Below are 17,985 nucleotides of genomic sequence, written 5' to 3'. Positions count from 1 at the left end.
TCCGCTGCTTCCCCGGCGCCCGATCTGACTAGGCCCGCCCTCGCCGTGCGTCAACGGTTCGTCAACCGTGCGTCAAGCAGCGCCGGCATGTGCGCGGGCATGTCGACGCCATGTGCGCGGGCATGTCGACGACGTCGGCGCGCGTGAATGTGCCCACCCGGCCGGCGAGCGATGGTAGGCTCGGCGGCTCGGGCTCCGGGACGTGCGAGGGCGAGGCGACCGATGGCGGACGGTGCGATCGAGTTTGATTTCGCTGTGGAAGGCGCGACCGATCCGTGGCGCGTCGCGCGGATCGAGGGGCATGAGGGCATATCGCGGCTGTTCCACTTCCGCGTGACCCTCGCGTCGACGGACGCCGCGCTGGCGTTCGACGGGCTGGTCGGGCAAACGTGCCTGCTCACGATCCGGACCGACGCGTCGACTCGGTACATCCACGGCATCGTCGCGCGCTTCGAGCAGCACGAGGAGGGGCGCGCGGTCACCACGTACCTGGCGACGGTCGTCCCGCGGGCGTGGCGCCTGCAGCACCGGCACGACTACCGCATCTTCCAGGAGGCGACGGCGCCGGAGATCATCGACAAGGTGCTCCGCGCGGCGGGCCTGTCCTCGGACGATTTCCGCGTCGCGACGGCGATGACCCACGATCGGCGGGAGTACAGCGTGCAGTACGCCGAGACCGACTGGGCGTTCATCAGCCGCCTGATGGAAGAGACAGGCATGTTCTGCTTCTTCGAGCACAAGGCCGACAACCACGTGCTCGTCTTCGGCGACGCGCCGTTCGTCCACGAGCCCATCGACGGGCCGAGCGTCGTGCCGTACCGGGCCGCCGGCGGGGCGCTCGCCGCGCGCGAGGCCGTCTCCCGCTTCTCGATGGCCGAGGAGGTCCGGCCCGGCAAGGTCACCGTCCGCGACTACAACTTCCAGAAGCCCAGCCTGAGCCTCGAGGGGGAAGCGGAGGCCGACCGGGACACCGATCTCGAGGTGTACGTGTATGCCACCGAGCACGATCTGCCCGAGGAGGGCACCCAGCTCGCGAAGCTCCGGCTCGAGCAGCTCCAGGTCGTGCGCCGCACCGCGGAGGGGCAGGGGAGCGTGCTCCGGTTCATGCCCGGGGCCACCTTCACGCTCGAGGACCACGGCCGCGAGAGCTTCAACCGCGGATACCTGATCACGCGCGTCGACCATTTCGGCTCGCGGGCGGTAGGGGGGGAGTCGCAGGAGACCGTCGTCGGGTACTCCAATCGATTCCAGTGCATCCCGGACGACGTGCCCTACCGCACGCCCGTGCAGACGCCCAAGCCGACGCCCCGCGGCATCCAGACGGCGATCGTCGTGGGCCCGGCGGGCGAGGAGATCCACACGGACATCTATGGCCGGGTGAAGGTGCAGTTCCACTGGGACCGGAAGGGGCGCCGCAACGAGCAGAGCTCGTGCTGGATGCGGGTGAGCCAGATCTGGGCGGGCGCCGCGTGGGGCTCGATGTACATCCCGCGCGTCGGCCACGAGGTCGTCATCGACTTCCTCGAGGGCGACCCGGATCGCCCGCTGATCGTCGGGCGCGTCTACCACGGCGCGAACGTGCCGCCCTACGCGCTGCCGGCCGAGAAGACGAAGAGCACCATCAAGTCGGACACCTCGCCGGGCGGCGGCGGCTCGAACGAGCTCAGGTTCGAGGACAGGAGAGGCGCGGAGGAGATCTACCTGCACGCGCAGAAGGACTGGAACATCGAGGTCGAGAACGACAAGACCCAGTCCGTCGGCCACGACGAGCGCCTGACCGTCGGCCACGACCGGAAGAAGCGCGTCGACAACAGCCAGTGGGAGTCGATCGGCGCCTTCAAGACCACCGAGGTCGGCAAGGATCACAACGAGAAGATCGGCGCGAACCGCACGCTCGGCGTCGTCCAGAGCGAGAGCGTGGACATCGGCGAGGACGCGAGCCTGAAGATCGGGCAGAGCCGGAAGACCGACGTCGGGAAGGACGACATCGAGTCGGTGGGCGGCAAGCGCGAGCTCACGGTGGGCGGCGAGGAGACCGTCAAGGTGGGTGATCGCGCGACGCTGGAGGTCGGCTCGAAGCGCAACACCACCGTCGGCAGCGACGACTCGCTGTCGGTCGGCGGCACCGAGACCCGGAACATCGACGTGGACGCGACCGAGTCCGTCGGCGCGAAGAAGACCGTCAAGGTCGGCGAGAAGTTCACGCTGGAGTGCGGGAGCGGCAAGATCATCGTCGACAGCTCCGGCAAGATCACGGTCGAGGGGTCGGACATCACCGTGAAGGGCTCGGGCACCGTCAAGGTGGAGGGCGCCAAGGTCGAGGTGAAGAGCGACGGCGACGTGAGCGTGAAGGCGGGCTCGAACATCAAGCTGTCGGGCAGCGGGGTCGACATCAACTGAGCGGCGTCGCGCAGGATCGGAGCCGAGGCGGATGGTTCACGAGGTGGTGGCGGATCACGCGGAGATGGCGTCGTTCCTCTGGGAGCTCCGCGAGATGGCCGTGAGGTCGCACCACTACACGCTGGCCGATCTCGCGGAGCTCGAGGAGCGCGTCGAGGCCCACCTCGATGGGCTGCGGATCGCGGGGGAGCCCGGCTGGGAGCTCACGCTGGCCGCCCTCTCGACGAAGGATTCGGGCGCGTTCTTCGCGGCGGCCATCGCGGCGGTCGAGGCGCGCGACTACCCGGGCTTCGCGGCCGTGCTCGACGCGACGGAGGAGGCGGACGAGCCCGCCGCCGGCGTCGCGGGCGCCCTCGCGTGGGCGTCGCCGGCCGACGCGTTCGCGATGGTGGCGCCGATGCTGTCGGGGGCGCAGCCGCCGGCGCTGCGCCGCCTGGCGCTGGCCGCGTGCGTCGCGCACCGCCGCGATCCGGGGCAGCTCCTCGGCTACGCGATCTGCGACGGCGACGCGGCGGTCCGCGCGCTGGCCTTCCGCGCGGCCGGCGCGCTGGGCCGCGCCGATCTGGCAGGCGAGCTCCGCGGCGCGTGGGGCTCGGACGACGAGGCCGAGCGCTTCTGGTCGGCGTGGGCCGGCGCGCTGCTCGGGGCGCGCGGCGCGGACGAGGCGCTGTGGAGCGTCGCCGGGCGGAGCGGCGCGTTCGCCGAGGAGGCGGCCGACTGCGCCGCCCGCGTGAGCCCGCCGGGCGAGGCCCGCCGCCGGATCGAGGCGCTGATGCGGTCGCCCGGGCTCGGGCGGGTCTGCCTCGTCGCGGCGGGGGCGCTGGGCGATCCGGCGCTGCTGCCGTGGGTGCTCGACCGGCTGGACGTCGCGCCGCTCGCGCGGCTCGCCGGCGAGGCGCTCTCGCGCATCACCGGCGCGCCCATCGAGGGGGCGCTGCGCGGGGCCCCGGCGCCCGGCTTCGACGCGGGGCCGAGCGACGATCCGCGCGACACGAGCGTGAAGATGGATCCGGACACGCAGCTGTCGTGGCCGCACGGGGCGAACGCGCGGGCGCTCTGGGCGGCGCACCGCGGGCGCCTCGCGTCGGGGGTGCGCCACGTGGACGGCCGCCCGCTGGACGAGGGGGCGCTCGATCGCGTGCTCCGGCTCGGCGGCCAGCGGCGCCGCGCGGGCGCTGCGTTCGAGCGGGCGGCGCGCGCGCCCGGCCGCCCGCTGTTCGACGTGACCGCGCGGGTCGAGCGGCAGAGGGCCGCGCTCGGGGCGTCGCCGTGAGGGCGCCGCCCGCGCCGCGCGCCCTCGGGCACGCCGCGGCCGCGGTGCGCCCGTTCCGCTCCCGGGGGCGGGTGATGCTCGCGGTGGTCGTCAAGGCGACCTTCCGGCTCGAGCACAAGCGCGCCATGTCGCCGCTCCCGCCCGCGCCGATCGTCGCGGCGGACGTGTGCGCGGCGCGCGCCGCGGCCGACCCGCGCGCCGCCATCTCGGCGGCCGCGGAGATGGCCCCGTTCCTTTCGCGCGCGGACGTCCTCCTCGGCGGCCACGCCTGGGCCCGCGGGCGGAGCCCGGCGCCGCTCGTCCCCGTCCGCCTGCGCCTCGGCCTCGACGCGGCCGTCCTCCTCGACAAGGCCCTGCACGTCTACGGCGACCGCGGCGGCAACGGCCGCGGCGCCCCGCAGCCGTTCCTCGCCATGCCGCTCGGCTACGAGCGCGCCCTCGGCGGGGCGGCCGACCCCGACAACCCGGCCGGCGTCGATCCGCGGGCCGGCCGCGCGCCCAACATCATCGATCCCCGGCAGCCGACGCGCGCCGCCGGCTTCGGGCCGATCGCGGCGCACTGGCCCGCGCGGCAGCGCCGGCTGGGCAACGCCGATCCGCGCGGCGTGCAGGCCCCGTGGCCCGTGGTCCCGGACGGCTTCGACTGGGCGTACTTCCAGGCGGCGCCGGCCGATCAGCAGACGCCGTACCTCCGGGGGAACGAGTGGATCCTGCTCGAGGGGATGCACCCGGATCTCGACCGCATCGAGGCCTGGTTGCCGGGCCCCGTCGCCGAGGCGCGGGTCGCGTTCGGGGGGGCGGCGCAGCCGCAGGCGTTGCCGCTGGTCGCCGACATGCTCGTGATCGACGCCGATCGCTGGCTTTGCTCGCTCGTGTGGCGCGCCAGCGCGCTGCTGCCGGGCGAGGAGGCCCTCGCCAGCGTCCGGGTCACGGCCAGGGTCGCGCTCCCGGGCGAGGCGGTGCCGTGGGACGTCGCGGCAGCGCCGCCGGTCCGCGCGGAGCGGGGGCAGGCGGCGCCGGAGCGGGCGCGAGCCGCGGCTGCGGCGAGCCCGCAGCGGGCGGGGCGCGCGGCGGAGCATCCGCTGGCGGGGACGGTGGCGCTCGATCCGGAGGAGGCGCCGGCGGCGGCGAGCCCGCAGCGGGCGGGGCGCGGGGCGAAGGACCATCCGCTGTCCGGGACGGTGGCGGTCGATCCGGACGAAGGACAGCCGGGCCCCGCCTTGCCGTTCCGGTCGCCCGCGGCCTCCGTGGGAGGACCGCACCTCGCGAGGTCTGGCACGGCGGAGATGCCCGCCCCAGCGGGGACACCGCCCGCGGAGCCGCGGCGCGGCGGCCTGCCCTTCGTGGCGCCGGCGGCGGCGGGCGCAGCTTCCAGGGCGCTGCCGTTCGCGCCCGCCGCCCCGTCTCCCCCGGGCGCCCGCGATGGCGCGGCGGCGTGGGCGCTGCCGTTCGCCGCCCCCGCCGCGGCGTCGCCGGCGGCGCCGGTCCGCGCGCCGGCGGCGTCCGGCGTGCTGCCGTTCGTATCGCCGGCGGCGTCCGGCGCGCTGCCGTTCATATCGCCGGCGGCGGCGTCCGGCGCGCTGCCGTTCGCGCCGGCGCCGCCCGCGCCCGTCCCCGCTGCTCCCCAGGCGCCGTCCGCGCACCCTCCCGCGCTGTCCGCGCCGGAGCGCTCCTCGCCGTGGGTGTCGGGCGCGGCGCCCCACGCCGCCTCGGAGCCGCAATCTCCGTGGGTGTCGGGCGCAGCCGCGGCCTCGGCGCCCGCCGCCTCGCCGCCGCCCGTCGCGCCGTCGTACGCCCTCGCCCAGCCGCGCATCGCGCCGTCGTACGCCCTGGGATCGTCGCCCGCCGCCTCGCCGTGGCCCGCCGCGGCCGCCGCCGCCCCTGCCCGGCGCCCCGCGCGCCCGCGCCGGCAGCGCCTCGCCCCGGACGCGCGCCCCTCGTCGGAGCCGCTCATCCCCCCGCGCAAGCGCCGCCCCGCGAAGGTCGCGGCCGACGGCCTCGGCGCCTCGTTCCTCCGCTCGGTGCCCGACGCCGCGCCCGCGCCCACCTGAACATGGACCTCCGCAACCGAACCCCCTTCGTCGCCGAGCGCATCGTCCACGTCGACGCCGCCGGCGCCGAGGTGCTCGTCGTCCTCGTCAAGGCGACGCTCGCCATCCACGCCGGCGGCCGCCTCGCGCCCGCGGCCGAGCAGGTGCCGCTCCAGCACGCCGACGCCTTCCACGGCGAGCCGGGCCTCTCGAGCGTGCGCTACGAGAGCGACCTCGCGCCGCACAAGGTCGGCACGGACGTCGTGGTCCTCGGCCACGCGTACCCGCCCGGCCGCCGCGACGCCGAGGTCCAGGTCTCCGTGCGCGTCGGCCCGATCCGCGCGACCCTCGCCGTGTTCGGCGACCGCACCTGGGCGCGCCCCGCGTCCCCCGCGCCCTTCGAGCGGATGCCGCTCGTGTACGAGCGCGCGTTCGGCGGGCGGGACGAGTCCGCCGAGTCCCCCGCCGACCACGAGGTCGAGCCGCGCAACCCCGTGGGACGCGGGTTCCGGGCCCGCCGCTCGCTCGTCGACCTCGCGCAGCTCGCCATGCCGAACCTCGAAGATCCCAGGAAGCCGCTCCGCTCGCCGGACGATCGCCCCGAGCCCGTCGGCCTCGGCTTCATCGGGCGCAGCTGGCAGCCGCGCCTGCGCTACGCCGCCACGGCGCCCGACCCCTCGGCGCCGCCTCCCGCCGGGTCGCCGCCTCCCGCCCCGTCGCCGTTCCTGCCTGCCGCCTTCGACCCGCGCTACCACCAGGGCGCGCACCCGCGCCTCGTGGCCACGCCGCACCTGCGCGGCGGCGAGCCGGTCGAGCTCGTGCACCTGAGCCCCCTCGGCCCGCAGCGCTTCTCGCTGCCCCCCGCGGCGCCTCGCGCCGTGGTCCTGATCGACGCCGAGCGCCGCCCGCTCCCGCTGGTCCTCGACACCGTGGTCCTCGAGCCCGACGACCTCCGCGCCGTGCTCGTGTACCGCGGCGCCATGCCCGTCGGTCGCGATCTCTTCCGCGTGCGCCGCATCGAGGTGGAGCCCGCACACGCATGAGCACCGGAGCCGTCATCACCGCCGCCGGCATGGTCACCGCGCTCGGCGACACCGCCGCGTCCACCACGGCCGCGGTCCGCGCCCGCCTCACGCGCTTCCGCGAGTGGCCGAGCTACCCCTGCCTCCCCGCCGACCCGCCCCGCCCGGAGGAGCCCTTCTCGGTGGTCGCGGCGTACACCGATCTCCCCCGCGCGCTCGACCTCCCGGTCCGCTTGCTCGCGCTGGCGCTCCAGGACCTCGCCACCTCCGGCGACCTCGCGCGCGCCGACCTGGAGGAGGCCTCGTTCTTCCTCGCGCGCCCCTCGCCCGGCCCCGCCGCGCACCACCACGAGCTGCGCGACGCCTTCCGGGAGCGGGTCGCCGACGCCGCCGGCATCGACGCCGTGACCCGCGGCCTCCTCGCCCCCGACGGGCACGCGGCGATGCTCCTCGGCCTGGGCCACGCGGCGCGCGCCGTCGAGGCCGACCCCGGCACGCCCTGGATCGTGGCCGGCGCCGACTCGCAGGTCGACGTGGGGCTGCTCGAGGCGCTCGACCGCGCGCGCCGCCTCAAGAGCCGCCGCAACCTCGACGGGTTCATCCCGGGCGAGGCCGCGGCCGCGCTGCTCGTCGAGCACCGCCGCCGCGCCGAGGCCCGCGGCGCCCCCATCCTGGCCGAGATCGAGGGTTCGGGCGCCGGGGCGGAGCCCAACCTCATCGAGAGCGGCGATCCCCCCTCGGGCGCGGCCCTCGCCGCGGCGCTCGCCGCCGCGTGCGCCGCGGGCGGCCCGCCCGCGTGGGTCCTCTGCGATCTCAACGGCGAGAGCTACCGGGCCAAGGAGTGGGGGCTCGCGCGCGTCCGCGCGCCCGCGCTCCTCGGGGGCGTCCGGGCGCTGTGGCACCCCGCCGACGGCTACGGCGACGTCGGCGCCGCGACCGGCGGGTGCCTCGCGGCCGCGTGCGTGCGATCGTTCGAGCGCGGCGCGTCCCCCGAGGCGCGCGCCGCGCTCTTCGCGGGCTCCGGCGACGGGACGCGCGCCGCCGTGTGCCTCGTCTCGGCTGCAGCGAAGAGGGCGTGAAGGAGGAGCGATATGCCTGTCACCGTAGGAGTCAACTCACGCACGGTCGTCCACGCCGCGAGCAATGGAATGACCATCGCTTTCCCGGACGTGTGCCTCACCCCCGCGCCGCCCGCGCCGCCGGTCCCCATCCCCTATCCCAACATCGCCATGTCGTCCGACGCGGCGAGCACCGCGAAGAACGTCAAGGCCGACGGCAACCCCGTCTGCCATCAGGACAGCAATTTCGCGCGCAGCAGCGGCGACGAGGCGGGCACGAACGGGGGCGTCGCCTCCGGCGTGAACATGAACAAGGCCGAGTTCATCAGCTACTCGTTCGACGTCAAGGTCGAGGGGAAAGGCTGCGCCCGCGCGCTCGATCTCATGCTCCACAACAGCAAGAACACCCCGCCCACGCCGCTCGTCCAGCCGCCGCTCATCGTCATCGTCATGGAGGAGCCCCCGCCCGCGCCCGAGAACCCGAAGGACTGGGGCGTCGACAAGATCGAGGTGTTCTGAGGGGGCGGCCGCGGAGCGAGGCTCGACCCGCGCCGCGTTGGCTGATGGACCGGACTCCCCGCTGATTCGTCCTGGAGCTCTCGCATGCCGACGATCAAGCAATACGTGAACCTCCCTGCCGCCGCGACGGGCGTGAACGGCCCCGTGCGGCAGATGCGCGTCACGCCCAACCAGGTGCCCAACGTCGCGCCCGGCGACCGCGTGGACTGGTGGATCGAGCCCGACCCGGGCAACGAGAGCCTCGCCTTCCAGTCGCTGACCGAGCGCACGCGGCTCGCGCACGGCGCGGCCCCCGGGGTGACGGTCGGCGCTGGGCACCACTTCGACAACACGCTCACGTTCACGCACATCGGCGGCGACAAGTACACGGTCAAGGCGTCGCGCGACGGGCAGCGGGCGCAGTTCCTCGCCACCGACGAGTTCCAGACGTGGCGCAAGCTCTATTATACGGTCTGGTACTCCGGCGCGCAGACGCTCGCGACGTACAACAACATCGATCCGCGGTTCGTGGGCGAGTTCGCGCGGCACTTCATCGAGCTGGAGCGCAGGGCGGTCCTCCCGGCGCTCGCGACCGTGGACTCGGCCCGCGTCGAGTTCCAGAGCCTGTCGCAGCAGGCGGTCAGCTCGCCGACCTTCGACTGGCCGTTCATGAACGGCGGCCCGAACGCGCTGCTCAACCTGCGCGTCGGCGGCGCGCCCCCCGGGGGAGGCACGCTGACCGACAAGCCGCTGCACATGGCCTTCCTGCTGGTGCCGAACTGCTATTACACGCAGCTCCAGCGGCACGCGTTCCCCACGGCGAACAACGCGGTCGGGAGCGTCACCACGTTCCGCAACGTGTGGCGCGACCCCTTGAATGGCAACAGCTTCATGTGGACGGCGCAGGCGTCGTGGCCGGCGGCCGGCGCCACCGACGTGCGGTCGTACTTCACCGTCACGCCCGGGTCGCCGAACCGCGTGAACTGGAACCTCACCACGCTGCCGGGCCTCACGGCCCACCTCGCCACGCCGGGCAACACGTACAACCTCACGTTCTCGTTCATCTGGAAGAGCTCGATCAACGGCTACAGCTGGGGCAATTTCTGCGTCGTCGGGTGCACGGGCCCCGGCCGGAGCGAGACGGCGGTCCTCGGCACCTTCGTCCACGAGATGGGGCACGGCATCGGGCAGACCGTCCGGCAGGAGCCGCAGTACAGCGCGACCGGCGTGGCGCTCGCCACGCAGCTCGCCAACCCCCGCTGGTACACCGACCAGTTCGGCGGGCAGGGCCCGCACTGCAACACGAACGCAGGCCTCACGCCGGACCCGTCCACCACGTCGGGCCAGCGGTACGACTGGTGGCCCGCGCTCGGCGGGCGGCTCTGCACCATCTACCACGCCGGCCACTACAACCGCGACGACGGCGTCTTCTGCCCCGTGTGCGCCCCGCGCATCCGCCGCGTGCGCCTCGATGCGCCGGCGCAGACCTCCCGCAACTGGAACCACTTTGGCTGAACCTCGCGGGCCGGGGCGCGCTGGTCGTTCTGCCCCGCGCCCCGCGCCCCGCGCCCCGCGCCGCACCCACGTCGAGAGGACCCCATGGAGATCGAACCCCGGACACCCTTTGGCTTCGCCCCCCACGCGGGCTCGCCCGAGATCGCGGCCGGCAAGGAGGCCATCCGACTCGCGATCTCGCGGGTGTCCTTCGCGGCGGGCACGGTGGAGCTCGACGTCTCGGCCTCGTTCCTGTTCCCGGACGCCGTCGCGAGCCGCTACCGTGACGTCGAGGAGTCGATGGTCCTCGTCGTCCACGACATCGAGCAGGCGGACGGCGGCGCCCTGCTCGCGCGCAACACGTTCATCGAGTTCCCGGCCGGCGAGCGCGACGGTCCGAACCAGCTCGCCGAGCCCGCGCTGCCGATGCCGGGCCGCGGCAGCCTCGCGTCCGAGGGGTACCAGGGCGCCTGGCTCAACGTCACCGTCGCGTTCCCCTGCGCCGTGGCGGTGCCCCGCTACCGGCCGAGCGTCTATGTGTACCTCGTCCTCGAGAACTACGTGTCGAACGTGATAGGCATCGATCTCGTCGAGAAGAAGGCCATCGAATTCTGACCGGCGGTGAACCCATGCTCGTCCGATCCGTCTCTTTCGGCCTCACCGCGGAGACGCCCGCGACCTCCGGCGCGGGCGTCGTCCTCGCCGAGCCGGGCCCGCCCACCGTCGAGGGCGGCGCCCTCGTCCACGTCGTCCACGGCAGCTCGCGTGTGCCCGCCGTCGATATCGAGGTCGAGCGCGCCGAGGTGCTCCGCGGCGTCTTTCTCACGCTGATCTACGCCCCCGCGCAGGGCGGCGTCACGGTGCCTCTGCTCGGGCCGAGGCTGGTCTTCCCCGACGACATCGACGACGTGGGCGCGGACCTCGTGGGCAGCTTCCGGTGCGAGATCGTCCTGGCACCCCGGGTCGGGGCGTTCTATCTGCACGCGGCGTATCGCCAGTACGTCTCCAACGTGGTTCGCCTCATGGCCCCGCCCGGTGCCCGATGACGCCTGTTTATTCCGTTATCGTCGTCACGTGGAACAACCTCCAGTACACGGCGCGATGTGTGGACGCCCTCCTCCGCACGCTCCCCTCGGACGCGGAGGTGGTCTTCGTCGACAACGGCTCGGAGGACGGCACCCCCGCTTACCTCACCGACGTCGCGCGCCGGCTCGGGGACGGCGCCAAGACGATCTTCCTGGACGAGAACCTCGGCCTGGCCGGCGGCGCGAACCGGGGACTCGAGGTCGCGGCCGGGGACTACCTGGTGCTGCTCGACAACGATGTCGTGGTGACCCCGAGGTGGCTGGAGGGGCTGCGGGAGTGCATGGAGGAGGCGCCGCGGGCCGTGCCCGGCGCGCGGCGCGTCGGACTCGTCGGGCCCGTGACGAACAGCGCGCGCGGCCCGCAGAAGGTGCAGAACCCGCCGCCGTTCCAGCCGGAGGCGCTGAACGAGCTCGCGGCCGAGCACCGCGAGGCGTTCCGCCGGCGGTGGGCGCCGTCGTTCGCCCTCTCGACCTTCTGCCTGATGATGCGCCGCGAGGTCTACGCCGAGATCGGCGGGCTCGACGAGCGGTTCTTCCCGGTGGGCCACGAGGGCGCCGACCTCGCCTTGCGGGCGCAGGAGCGCGGCTTCGAGTGCATGATCGCGAGCGACGTGTACGTGCACCACGAGGGGAGCGCCACGCTGAGCAAGGCGTTCCCGGGCGCGCAGGGCGGCCTCGGGGGCGCGGAGCTCTTCTTCGAGAAGTGGCGCGCCCGCCGCGCCGGGAAGACGCGGCTCGTGGCCGCGTACCGCGTCCGGGACGCGGAGGCGACGCTGCGCGAGAGCCTCGACGCGACGGCGCGGTTCGCCGACGCGATCGTCGTGCTCGACGACGGCTCGACGGACGGGACGGGGGCGATCGCGCGGTCGCACCCCGCCGTGGCCAGGGTCGAGCGGACGGAGCTGCCGCCGGCGGTGGACGAACGGCGCGATCGCGACCGCGCCCTGCAGATGGCGGCGGAGCTCTCCCCGGACTGGATCCTCGCGGTCGACGCCGACGAGGTGTTCGAGATGGACCGCGCGCGCGCCGAGCGGCTCATGCAGCTCGCCGATCCGCACATCAAGGCGCTCGGCTTCCACTGGTACACGTTCTGGGAGCCGACGCGCACGTACTTCCGGGCGGACGGCGCGCTCGGGGCGATGTCGGGGTACCGCATGTACCGGAGCGAGCCGGGCGTGCGCGCCGCCCGCGGGGCCGAGGGCGGCCTGCCCGGCGGCGGCATCCCCGAGATGCCGGACGGGTGCGGGCGCTTCACCGACGTCCGCGTGCGGCGGCTCGGCTACGACACCGAGGCGTCGCGGCAGGCGCGGCTCGCGCTCCACGGGCGGCCGGGCGCGTACACGCCGCCGCGCCCGGGCGCGCCTCCCGAGCTGGCCGATCTCGCGAGCAACACGGTGACGCTGCGCAGGTATGCGCCCGCGTCCGGCGTATCGCTCTGCATCATCGCGAGGAACGAGGCGGAGCGGCTGGAGCGGTTCCTCGCGTTCCTCGAGCCGTTCGTCGATGAGATCTGCATCGTCGACAACGGCAGCGACGACGCGACCGTCGAGATCGCGCGGAGGTTCACCGACCGGGTGCGCGTCCACCGGACGGACCGGCTGGACCTGGCCGAGGTGCGCAACGTGGGCCTGGAGATGGCCACGCGGCCCTGGATCCTGAGCCTCGACCCGGACGAGGAGCTCGCGCACTGGGATCTGCCGCGCGTCGTGCGGCTCATGGATGACCTCGACGTCCATGCCTATTCGTTCGAGATCGCCAATCATCAGAAGGACGGCCCGCCCGTCATGACGATCGCCGTGCGGCTGTTCCGCAACGACGCGAGGATCCGGTACGGGCGCGCCGTGCACGAGACGGTGCAGCCGAGCCTCGACCGGCACCCCGAGCTCGTCGTCCGCCCGGCCGGCGTGGAGATCCAGCATTATGGCTTCCTGAAGGACGACGGCGTCATGGAAGAGAAGCTGTCGCGCTACCTCGAGGCGAACCAGCGCATGCGCGAGGAGGATCCGGCGGATCCGATGCCCTGGTACAACGAGGGGCTCCACCTCCTGAACGACGGCCGCGACGACGAGGCGATCGCGTTCCTCGAGAGGGCGATGGTGCTCGGCCAGCGCTTCCTCTCGCCGCGATCGAGCCTGGCGCAGATCTACCAGCACCGGGCGCTCGCGCTGTGGCAGAGCATGGTCGCCGAGCTCCCGCCGGGTCACCCCGTGCGGCCGACGGCGGAGGAGAGCGCCGCGGCGCTGGGCCGCATCACGCCGGCGCGGATGCTGGTGGGGCAGGCGCGCCGGCGCAGGTTCCAGGGGCCGTCGCATGGCGAGTGAGGGGCGGCGCGCGTTCATCGCGCAGGTCACCGCGGGGGCCGGCCTCGTGGCGCTCGGCGGGTGCGGCGGCGCGCCCGGGCCAGCGGGCGCGCCTGCGGGGGTGAAGGGCGCGCCCGCGGGGGCGAAGGCCACCTCGCCAGCCCGGTCCGCGGCGGAGGCGGCGCCTGTTCTCGAGGCTGCGCTGCGGGGCGCCGTGCTCGCGCTCCGCTATCGGTATCCGAGCTCCATGGGCGCGCGGCTCGCCGCTGCCCCGTGGGCCGCCACGCTGGTGGTCGCCATCCACCCCGCGTCGGCGTCGCCCATCTGCCGGAGCCTCGCGAGGGGCGCGCTCCGCACGGAGGCTCCCGTGCTGGATCAGGGGATGTTCCGCGCCGTGGCCGAGGTCGATCTGGCGGAGTTCTTCGGCCTGAAGGCGCCGTTCGTGCGCTACGTGCACGCGTCATTTCTCCACCTCCGGTCCGACGTGCTGCGCGTCGCGGCCGGGTGAGCCGAGCCTGCGGTGCGAGTTGAGCCGACCCTGATCTCGGTCTGGGTTTTTGTAGGCGGATCCGTGGATCGTACTTTTGTACGTTATGTCAACAGCCGGTCGTTGGCGGGAAATTCTTGACAGGTCGGAATGGCATTGCGCGTGGGCTATCCTCTCGAAAGCACGCTCCTCCCGACCACGACCCACCCGTCCCCGCCTCGCTGAATCTTGATCGTCGCGACACGTTCATTCGAAACGCCCAAGGGTGGGTGGCCCGTGTTTCGCCATGTCTTATGATCGGTGGCGAGTATCCTCACCGCAGGGAATTTCGCGGCGCGAGAGCGGCCCGTTGTCGCGCCTCTCCAAAGGCGAGTAATCTCTTTCCGAGATAGCGAACACGACATGAGCACGTACGAATTTCTCCAATGGTTGGGGCTCGGGGCGGGCGCCCTCGTCCTGGTCGCGATCGTGGCGGCCGCGATCAAGCTCTCGCGCGCGACGGACGCGGTCTGGCCGAACTGTGCGACGAGGTATGGGCTGACCTTCGATCAGCAGAACGAGGGCAACGCGCTCACGTCACAGCGCAGCGTCAAGTCGCTCACCGGCGCCGTGCAGAACGTGCCGCTCCGCGTCATCTCCACCTGGAGCATGGTGGGCAATACCAGAACCACCTCCACGGCCTTCTATGCGCGCTCGTTGTATCCGGCGCCGCATCGCTTCTCGCTCCAGATCACGCGCGGCGCGGGCGGCCCGCAGTACCACCTGGTGCCGACGGGCGACCCGAGCTTCGATCGCATGATCTCGCTCAGGAGCGACTCGCCCGCCCTCTCTCGTGCGCTCATGAGCTCGGCGGTGAAGGCAGCCCTGCTCAAGCTGCCCATGAATCAGGTCGGGCTCTCTTACGACAACGGCGAGCTCTGTCTCTCCTACGGCGGTCAGCCGCTGAAGCCCGCCGAGCTCGAAGCCCCCATTGACGCCCTGGTCGCCCTGGGTCACTCGAGGCTCGCATGATGACCTCACCCGCAGGTCCGCGGCAGGCGTACCTCAGAGACCTCGGAGCGGCCCACGGCTTCACGCTCGAAGAGCTCGAGATGAACCGGCAAGGGCGCGTTCATCCGGCGCAGACCAAGCGCGGCAAGAGCTCCGGCATCGGCAGCGGGGTGTTCTTGCTCCTGCTCGGGTTACTCGTCGCCGCCGGGGGGGTCGGAGGTGCGCTCTACCTCCACGACGATTACTCGAAGCCGATCTCCGACATTGACATGAACGGGCTCTACGCGCTTGGCGGGGGCGGCGTCGTGCTGGGCGGGTTGCTCGGTATCGGTGCGCTGTTGACGTTCTGGAAGGTCAGCGCGAGGCGCAAGGCGTACGCCCAGAGCCCCGCGCTGGTCGCCCAGGGGCCGCTCCAGAAGGTGCACATCGACGGCCGCGGCGGCATGCCGAGCCAATGGCGCTACGCGATCGGCGGAGTCGCTTTCGTCGTCTCGCAGAAAGCGTGGGAGCTCACGACGCACGGCGCCCACTACCGCGTTTATCACCTGGCGGGCGATCTTCTGAGCATCGAGCCGCTGTGAGAGCTCGGGGCCCTCTTGTTCGTGTTCTACGTGTTCGGCGTGACCGAGGCGGTGGCCGCCGGGCGCTGGTCGATGGGGCAGGGGCTCCGAGCGCTCCTCGCGTCGCTGATCCCCTCGGCCCGTTCGTGCTCGACGCCCGCCTACGGCGGGAACAACACGAAGAGGCAGCGGTGTTGCCCGAAGCCGCGTCCGGCGACAGCGGCGCGGCGCATCGAGGCTAGCGGGAGCATCGATGGCACTTCCCTCGACGCGAATGGACTTCCGCATCGACCTCTCGCACGTCGATCGCGGCCGGGAGGCGAGCGAGCGGGTGATCGTCGCCCGCCACCCGTCGGAGAGCGCCGAGCACGTCATGCTGCGGGTGCTCGCGTATTGCCTCTTTCACGAGGAGGGCCTCGCCTTCGGCCCGGGGCTCGCCGACGCCGAGGGGGCGGACCTCTGGACGCGCGATCCCGCGGGCCGCGTCCTCACCTGGATCGAGTGCGGCGCGGCGCCGTTCGAGAAGCTCAAGAGGGTCGTGCAGCACAACGCGGGCGTGGCCGTTCACGCGCTCTTCTCGGACGCACGCCGGCGCGACGAGCTCGTGTCCGGCGCGCGTGAGGCCGCCTCGCGCGCGAGCAAGGTCACCGGCGCGATCTCGCTCTCCACCGTCGACCACCGCCTCGTCGCCGCGCTCGCAGAGAACACGGGTTTGCGGCGCAAATGGGCGGTCACGATCGTGGGCGATCACCTCTATATCGAGGCCGACGGCAGCACGCTCGACGGCGAGGTCGTCCGCTCGCGGCTCGAAGAGCCGTGATCGCGTCGAGACGAGAGGCCAGGTTCTAACCTCCGGAGCGCTCGGCTTCCCCGGTGTCGTCGGTGTGGATGCAGGCCATCAGCCTGCCTCACTTCGCCCGCGCCGCGCCGGTCGGGCATCTCGTCTTCCCGCGCCGCGCGGGTGGGCGCGTTCCGTCGGCTCGTGCGGCAGGGGCACGTGCGGCGCAAGGCGGATCCGGGCGCCCGGCGGAGGCTGCGGCTGGGACGGACAGCGGCCTCGGCGTGAGCCGGACAGCCGAGCTGACGCCGGCGCGTCGCCTGCATCGCCTGAGCGGCGACGTGCTCACCACGTCATGAGCTGGTCGCGGATCCAGCTGGCCCGCCTGCGGAGAAAGTCCTTGAGCAGGCTGATCTCGGCGTCGTGGGACCCATCGCGAGGCGGGGAGTCCGGCCAGCGCGCGAAGTTCCTCTCCACGGCCGGAGCTCCCGCCTTGCGCACCAGATCGTCCACCATGGCGTCGAGCTTGTCGGGCGCGAGCTCGCCCTGGAGCAGCGCCAAGAATCGTGCCTTGTACCGCGCCTTGAACGCTGGATCGCGGAACAGCGACCCCCACCAGCCCTCCGTGAAGTAGTCGGTCCCGTCGGAGCCCGCGAGCTTCCACTCCTCCGGCTCGACCGCGCGTTCGTCGTGGAGCGTTCCGAGGCTCCGGTCGAAGTCCCACACGGGACCGGCCGAGAGGAGGCCCTGTCGATCTTTGAAGAAATACGTGCTGATCCGCAGGGCATCGACGTTCTTCGTCAGGGCGTTGATGATGTTGTGGTCGATGAAGGCGTCTTGATCGATGAAGCTCGAGTAGTGTTTGCCGCTGCTGGGCTGCGTGAAGTCATCCGCGTCGACGGCCTGACCGAAGTCGTCGATGTAACGGCGAATGTAGTCGAGCTGCGGCTTTCGCGCGGGGGCCAGCATCTCCTCCGGATCGGGGTACACGAACTGGAGGTCCTGGCCGGCGGCCTTGAATTGATCGTCGCCCTTGTCGATGCGCAAGAGGAAGCCGCCGGTCACGTCCGGCTCCGTGAGATCGTCGGCCGAGAGCTTGGCCACCGGGACACGCGCCTGACCGCGCTTGATCTTCTCGATCGCCGTGTAGAACCCGAGGAAGCTCTGCTTCGCCACGTCGGCCCCCGAGTCGACCAGGAACACCTCGACGAAGCTCGTGCGCGGCGCGTACCGGCCGATGCGGTTGCTCATCTCGAAGGCGAGCGCGTTGCGGATCAGCGAGCGGTCGAAGCTCACCGGATCGCTGAGCACCCAGTCGGAGTCCGCCGGCATCCCCAGGAACTCCCGGTCGAGATCCGTGTCCAGAGCATCGTCACGAAATTCGACGGCGTATTGCTTCTTCGGAAACTCGCGAGACGTCGCGCCGCGGACGTGGATGCCGATGCGACCATCGAAGCTCGCGCGGCCGAGGAGCTTGGTCTGCCCGGCGCTGGGCTCGAGCAGCATGAACGTGGCCGGGACGAACTCGGTGCCGAGCGGGTCGAGCTGCTTCGACTCGAAGGTGTGGATCACGACGATCGGCAACTCCGAGCTGAACTCCGCGCTATCGGCGGCGACCTTGAAATACGCCTCGGTCGCGATCGGCCCGAGGAGGTCGGCCCCGTCGCTGCCCTCTCCCCCGTTGCCCCCTTCCCCGGAAGGCGCGGCGTCCGGGACGACGGCGAGGGCGCGCACCCGCGTGGACGCGGTGAGCACGAGCGGCTCGACGTAGACCGGCGAGCTCGCGGTGGGCAGCGAGCCGTCTGTCGTGAAGTGCACCACAGCGCGCTCGTCCTCGACCGTGAGCTCCACGGGCTCGGACGCCTGGAAGGTGCCTCCCTTCGGCGTGAACACGACGGCCAACGACTTCGGGGCAGGCGCTTTCGCGTCATCCCTCGCCTCGCTCGAGCAGCCCCCGAGCGAGGCCAACACGAACACCCCCGCGATCCGCAGCGCCGCGAGCTTCGACAT

15 protein-coding genes are annotated in these 17,985 nt (G+C 72.8%); 14 read left to right on the top strand and 1 reads right to left on the bottom strand.

The genetic code is table 11. The annotated features are described in order from the left end of the window. The first annotated feature begins 222 nt into the window (after positions 1–222). From ACSRUE_RS06910 to ACSRUE_RS06845, 14 genes are all read left to right on the top strand, one after another. Positions 223–2,400, top strand: a complete 2,178-nt coding sequence (locus ACSRUE_RS06910; protein WP_441290323.1) for a type VI secretion system Vgr family protein — start codon at positions 223–225, stop codon at positions 2,398–2,400. Positions 2,401–2,431: 31 nt separating this feature from the next. Beyond that, positions 2,432–3,673, top strand: coding sequence for a TIGR02270 family protein (locus ACSRUE_RS06905; RefSeq protein WP_441290322.1), 1,242 nt, complete (start codon positions 2,432–2,434; stop codon positions 3,671–3,673). Further along, positions 3,670–5,724 (top strand): DUF2169 domain-containing protein, encoded by a 2,055-nt coding sequence (locus ACSRUE_RS06900; RefSeq protein WP_441290321.1) that lies wholly within the window; start codon positions 3,670–3,672, stop codon positions 5,722–5,724. The genes ACSRUE_RS06905 and ACSRUE_RS06900 overlap by 4 nt, the downstream gene beginning before the upstream one ends. Positions 5,725–5,726: 2 nt before the next feature. Beyond that, a complete protein-coding gene (locus ACSRUE_RS06895) occupies positions 5,727–6,746 on the top strand; it encodes a DUF2169 family type VI secretion system accessory protein (protein WP_441290320.1) in 1,020 nt (339 codons plus the stop codon). Further along, the gene (locus tag ACSRUE_RS06890) at positions 6,743–7,804 is read left to right on the top strand and encodes a hypothetical protein (protein ID WP_441290319.1); all 1,062 of its coding nucleotides are present in this window, start codon (positions 6,743–6,745) and stop codon (positions 7,802–7,804) included. The genes ACSRUE_RS06895 and ACSRUE_RS06890 overlap by 4 nt, the downstream gene beginning before the upstream one ends. 12 nt (positions 7,805–7,816) lie before the next feature. Then, positions 7,817–8,302 (top strand): DUF4150 domain-containing protein, encoded by a 486-nt coding sequence (locus ACSRUE_RS06885; RefSeq protein ID WP_441290318.1) that lies wholly within the window; start codon positions 7,817–7,819, stop codon positions 8,300–8,302. A gap of 84 nt (positions 8,303–8,386) precedes the next feature. Then, positions 8,387–9,796: a hypothetical protein gene (locus ACSRUE_RS06880; RefSeq protein ID WP_441290317.1), complete on the top strand. Its 1,410-nt coding sequence runs from the start codon at positions 8,387–8,389 to the stop codon at positions 9,794–9,796. An 84-nt stretch (positions 9,797–9,880) separates the two neighbouring features. Continuing rightward, positions 9,881–10,390 (top strand): hypothetical protein, encoded by a 510-nt coding sequence (locus ACSRUE_RS06875; RefSeq protein WP_441290316.1) that lies wholly within the window; start codon positions 9,881–9,883, stop codon positions 10,388–10,390. A gap of 14 nt (positions 10,391–10,404) precedes the next feature. Continuing rightward, a complete protein-coding gene (locus ACSRUE_RS06870) occupies positions 10,405–10,821 on the top strand; it encodes a hypothetical protein (RefSeq protein ID WP_437763236.1) in 417 nt (138 codons plus the stop codon). Continuing rightward, positions 10,818–13,181: a glycosyltransferase gene (locus ACSRUE_RS06865; protein WP_441290315.1), complete on the top strand. Its 2,364-nt coding sequence runs from the start codon at positions 10,818–10,820 to the stop codon at positions 13,179–13,181. Before ACSRUE_RS06870 ends, ACSRUE_RS06865 begins: the two co-directional genes overlap by 4 nt. Beyond that, positions 13,171–13,668: a hypothetical protein gene (locus ACSRUE_RS06860; protein WP_441290314.1), complete on the top strand. Its 498-nt coding sequence runs from the start codon at positions 13,171–13,173 to the stop codon at positions 13,666–13,668. Before ACSRUE_RS06865 ends, ACSRUE_RS06860 begins: the two co-directional genes overlap by 11 nt. A 381-nt stretch (positions 13,669–14,049) precedes the next feature. Next, positions 14,050–14,658, top strand: coding sequence for a hypothetical protein (locus ACSRUE_RS06855; RefSeq protein WP_441290313.1), 609 nt, complete (start codon positions 14,050–14,052; stop codon positions 14,656–14,658). Further along, positions 14,655–15,218, top strand: a complete 564-nt coding sequence (locus tag ACSRUE_RS06850) for a hypothetical protein (RefSeq protein ID WP_441290312.1) — start codon at positions 14,655–14,657, stop codon at positions 15,216–15,218. The genes ACSRUE_RS06855 and ACSRUE_RS06850 overlap by 4 nt, the downstream gene beginning before the upstream one ends. Positions 15,219–15,450: 232 nt before the next feature. After that, positions 15,451–16,017: a YaeQ family protein gene (locus ACSRUE_RS06845; RefSeq protein ID WP_441290311.1), complete on the top strand. Its 567-nt coding sequence runs from the start codon at positions 15,451–15,453 to the stop codon at positions 16,015–16,017. Between the two features lie 303 nt (positions 16,018–16,320). On the opposite strand, the gene ACSRUE_RS06840 is transcribed toward ACSRUE_RS06845, so the two are convergent. Then, positions 16,321–17,985 carry a CotH kinase family protein gene (locus ACSRUE_RS06840; RefSeq protein ID WP_441290310.1) on the bottom strand — a complete coding sequence of 555 codons (1,665 nt, stop codon included), beginning with the start codon at positions 17,983–17,985 and terminating at the stop codon, positions 16,321–16,323.

The organism is Sorangium sp. KYC3313 (assembly GCF_052075895.1).
In the GTDB taxonomy this organism is placed as follows: Bacteria; Myxococcota_A; Polyangia; order Polyangiales; family Polyangiaceae; genus Sorangium; species Sorangium cellulosum_B.
This window is presented reverse-complemented; position numbering and strand designations above follow the sequence as displayed.

Coding starts and splice junctions, on each gene's coding strand:
- ACSRUE_RS06845 (WP_441290311.1), top strand. CDS start 15,451: ATGGCACTTCCCTCGACGCGAATGGACTTCCGCATCGACCTCTCGCAC.
- ACSRUE_RS06885 (WP_441290318.1), top strand. CDS start 7,817: ATGCCTGTCACCGTAGGAGTCAACTCACGCACGGTCGTCCACGCCGCG.
- ACSRUE_RS06875 (WP_441290316.1), top strand. CDS start 9,881: ATGGAGATCGAACCCCGGACACCCTTTGGCTTCGCCCCCCACGCGGGC.
- ACSRUE_RS06855 (WP_441290313.1), top strand. CDS start 14,050: ATGAGCACGTACGAATTTCTCCAATGGTTGGGGCTCGGGGCGGGCGCC.
- ACSRUE_RS06880 (WP_441290317.1), top strand. CDS start 8,387: ATGCCGACGATCAAGCAATACGTGAACCTCCCTGCCGCCGCGACGGGC.
- ACSRUE_RS06870 (WP_437763236.1), top strand. CDS start 10,405: ATGCTCGTCCGATCCGTCTCTTTCGGCCTCACCGCGGAGACGCCCGCG.
- ACSRUE_RS06890 (WP_441290319.1), top strand. CDS start 6,743: ATGAGCACCGGAGCCGTCATCACCGCCGCCGGCATGGTCACCGCGCTC.
- ACSRUE_RS06910 (WP_441290323.1), top strand. CDS start 223: ATGGCGGACGGTGCGATCGAGTTTGATTTCGCTGTGGAAGGCGCGACC.
- ACSRUE_RS06860 (WP_441290314.1), top strand. CDS start 13,171: ATGGCGAGTGAGGGGCGGCGCGCGTTCATCGCGCAGGTCACCGCGGGG.
- ACSRUE_RS06850 (WP_441290312.1), top strand. CDS start 14,655: ATGATGACCTCACCCGCAGGTCCGCGGCAGGCGTACCTCAGAGACCTC.
- ACSRUE_RS06865 (WP_441290315.1), top strand. CDS start 10,818: ATGACGCCTGTTTATTCCGTTATCGTCGTCACGTGGAACAACCTCCAG.
- ACSRUE_RS06895 (WP_441290320.1), top strand. CDS start 5,727: ATGGACCTCCGCAACCGAACCCCCTTCGTCGCCGAGCGCATCGTCCAC.
- ACSRUE_RS06905 (WP_441290322.1), top strand. CDS start 2,432: ATGGTTCACGAGGTGGTGGCGGATCACGCGGAGATGGCGTCGTTCCTC.
- ACSRUE_RS06840 (WP_441290310.1), bottom strand. CDS start 17,985: ATGTCGAAGCTCGCGGCGCTGCGGATCGCGGGGGTGTTCGTGTTGGCC.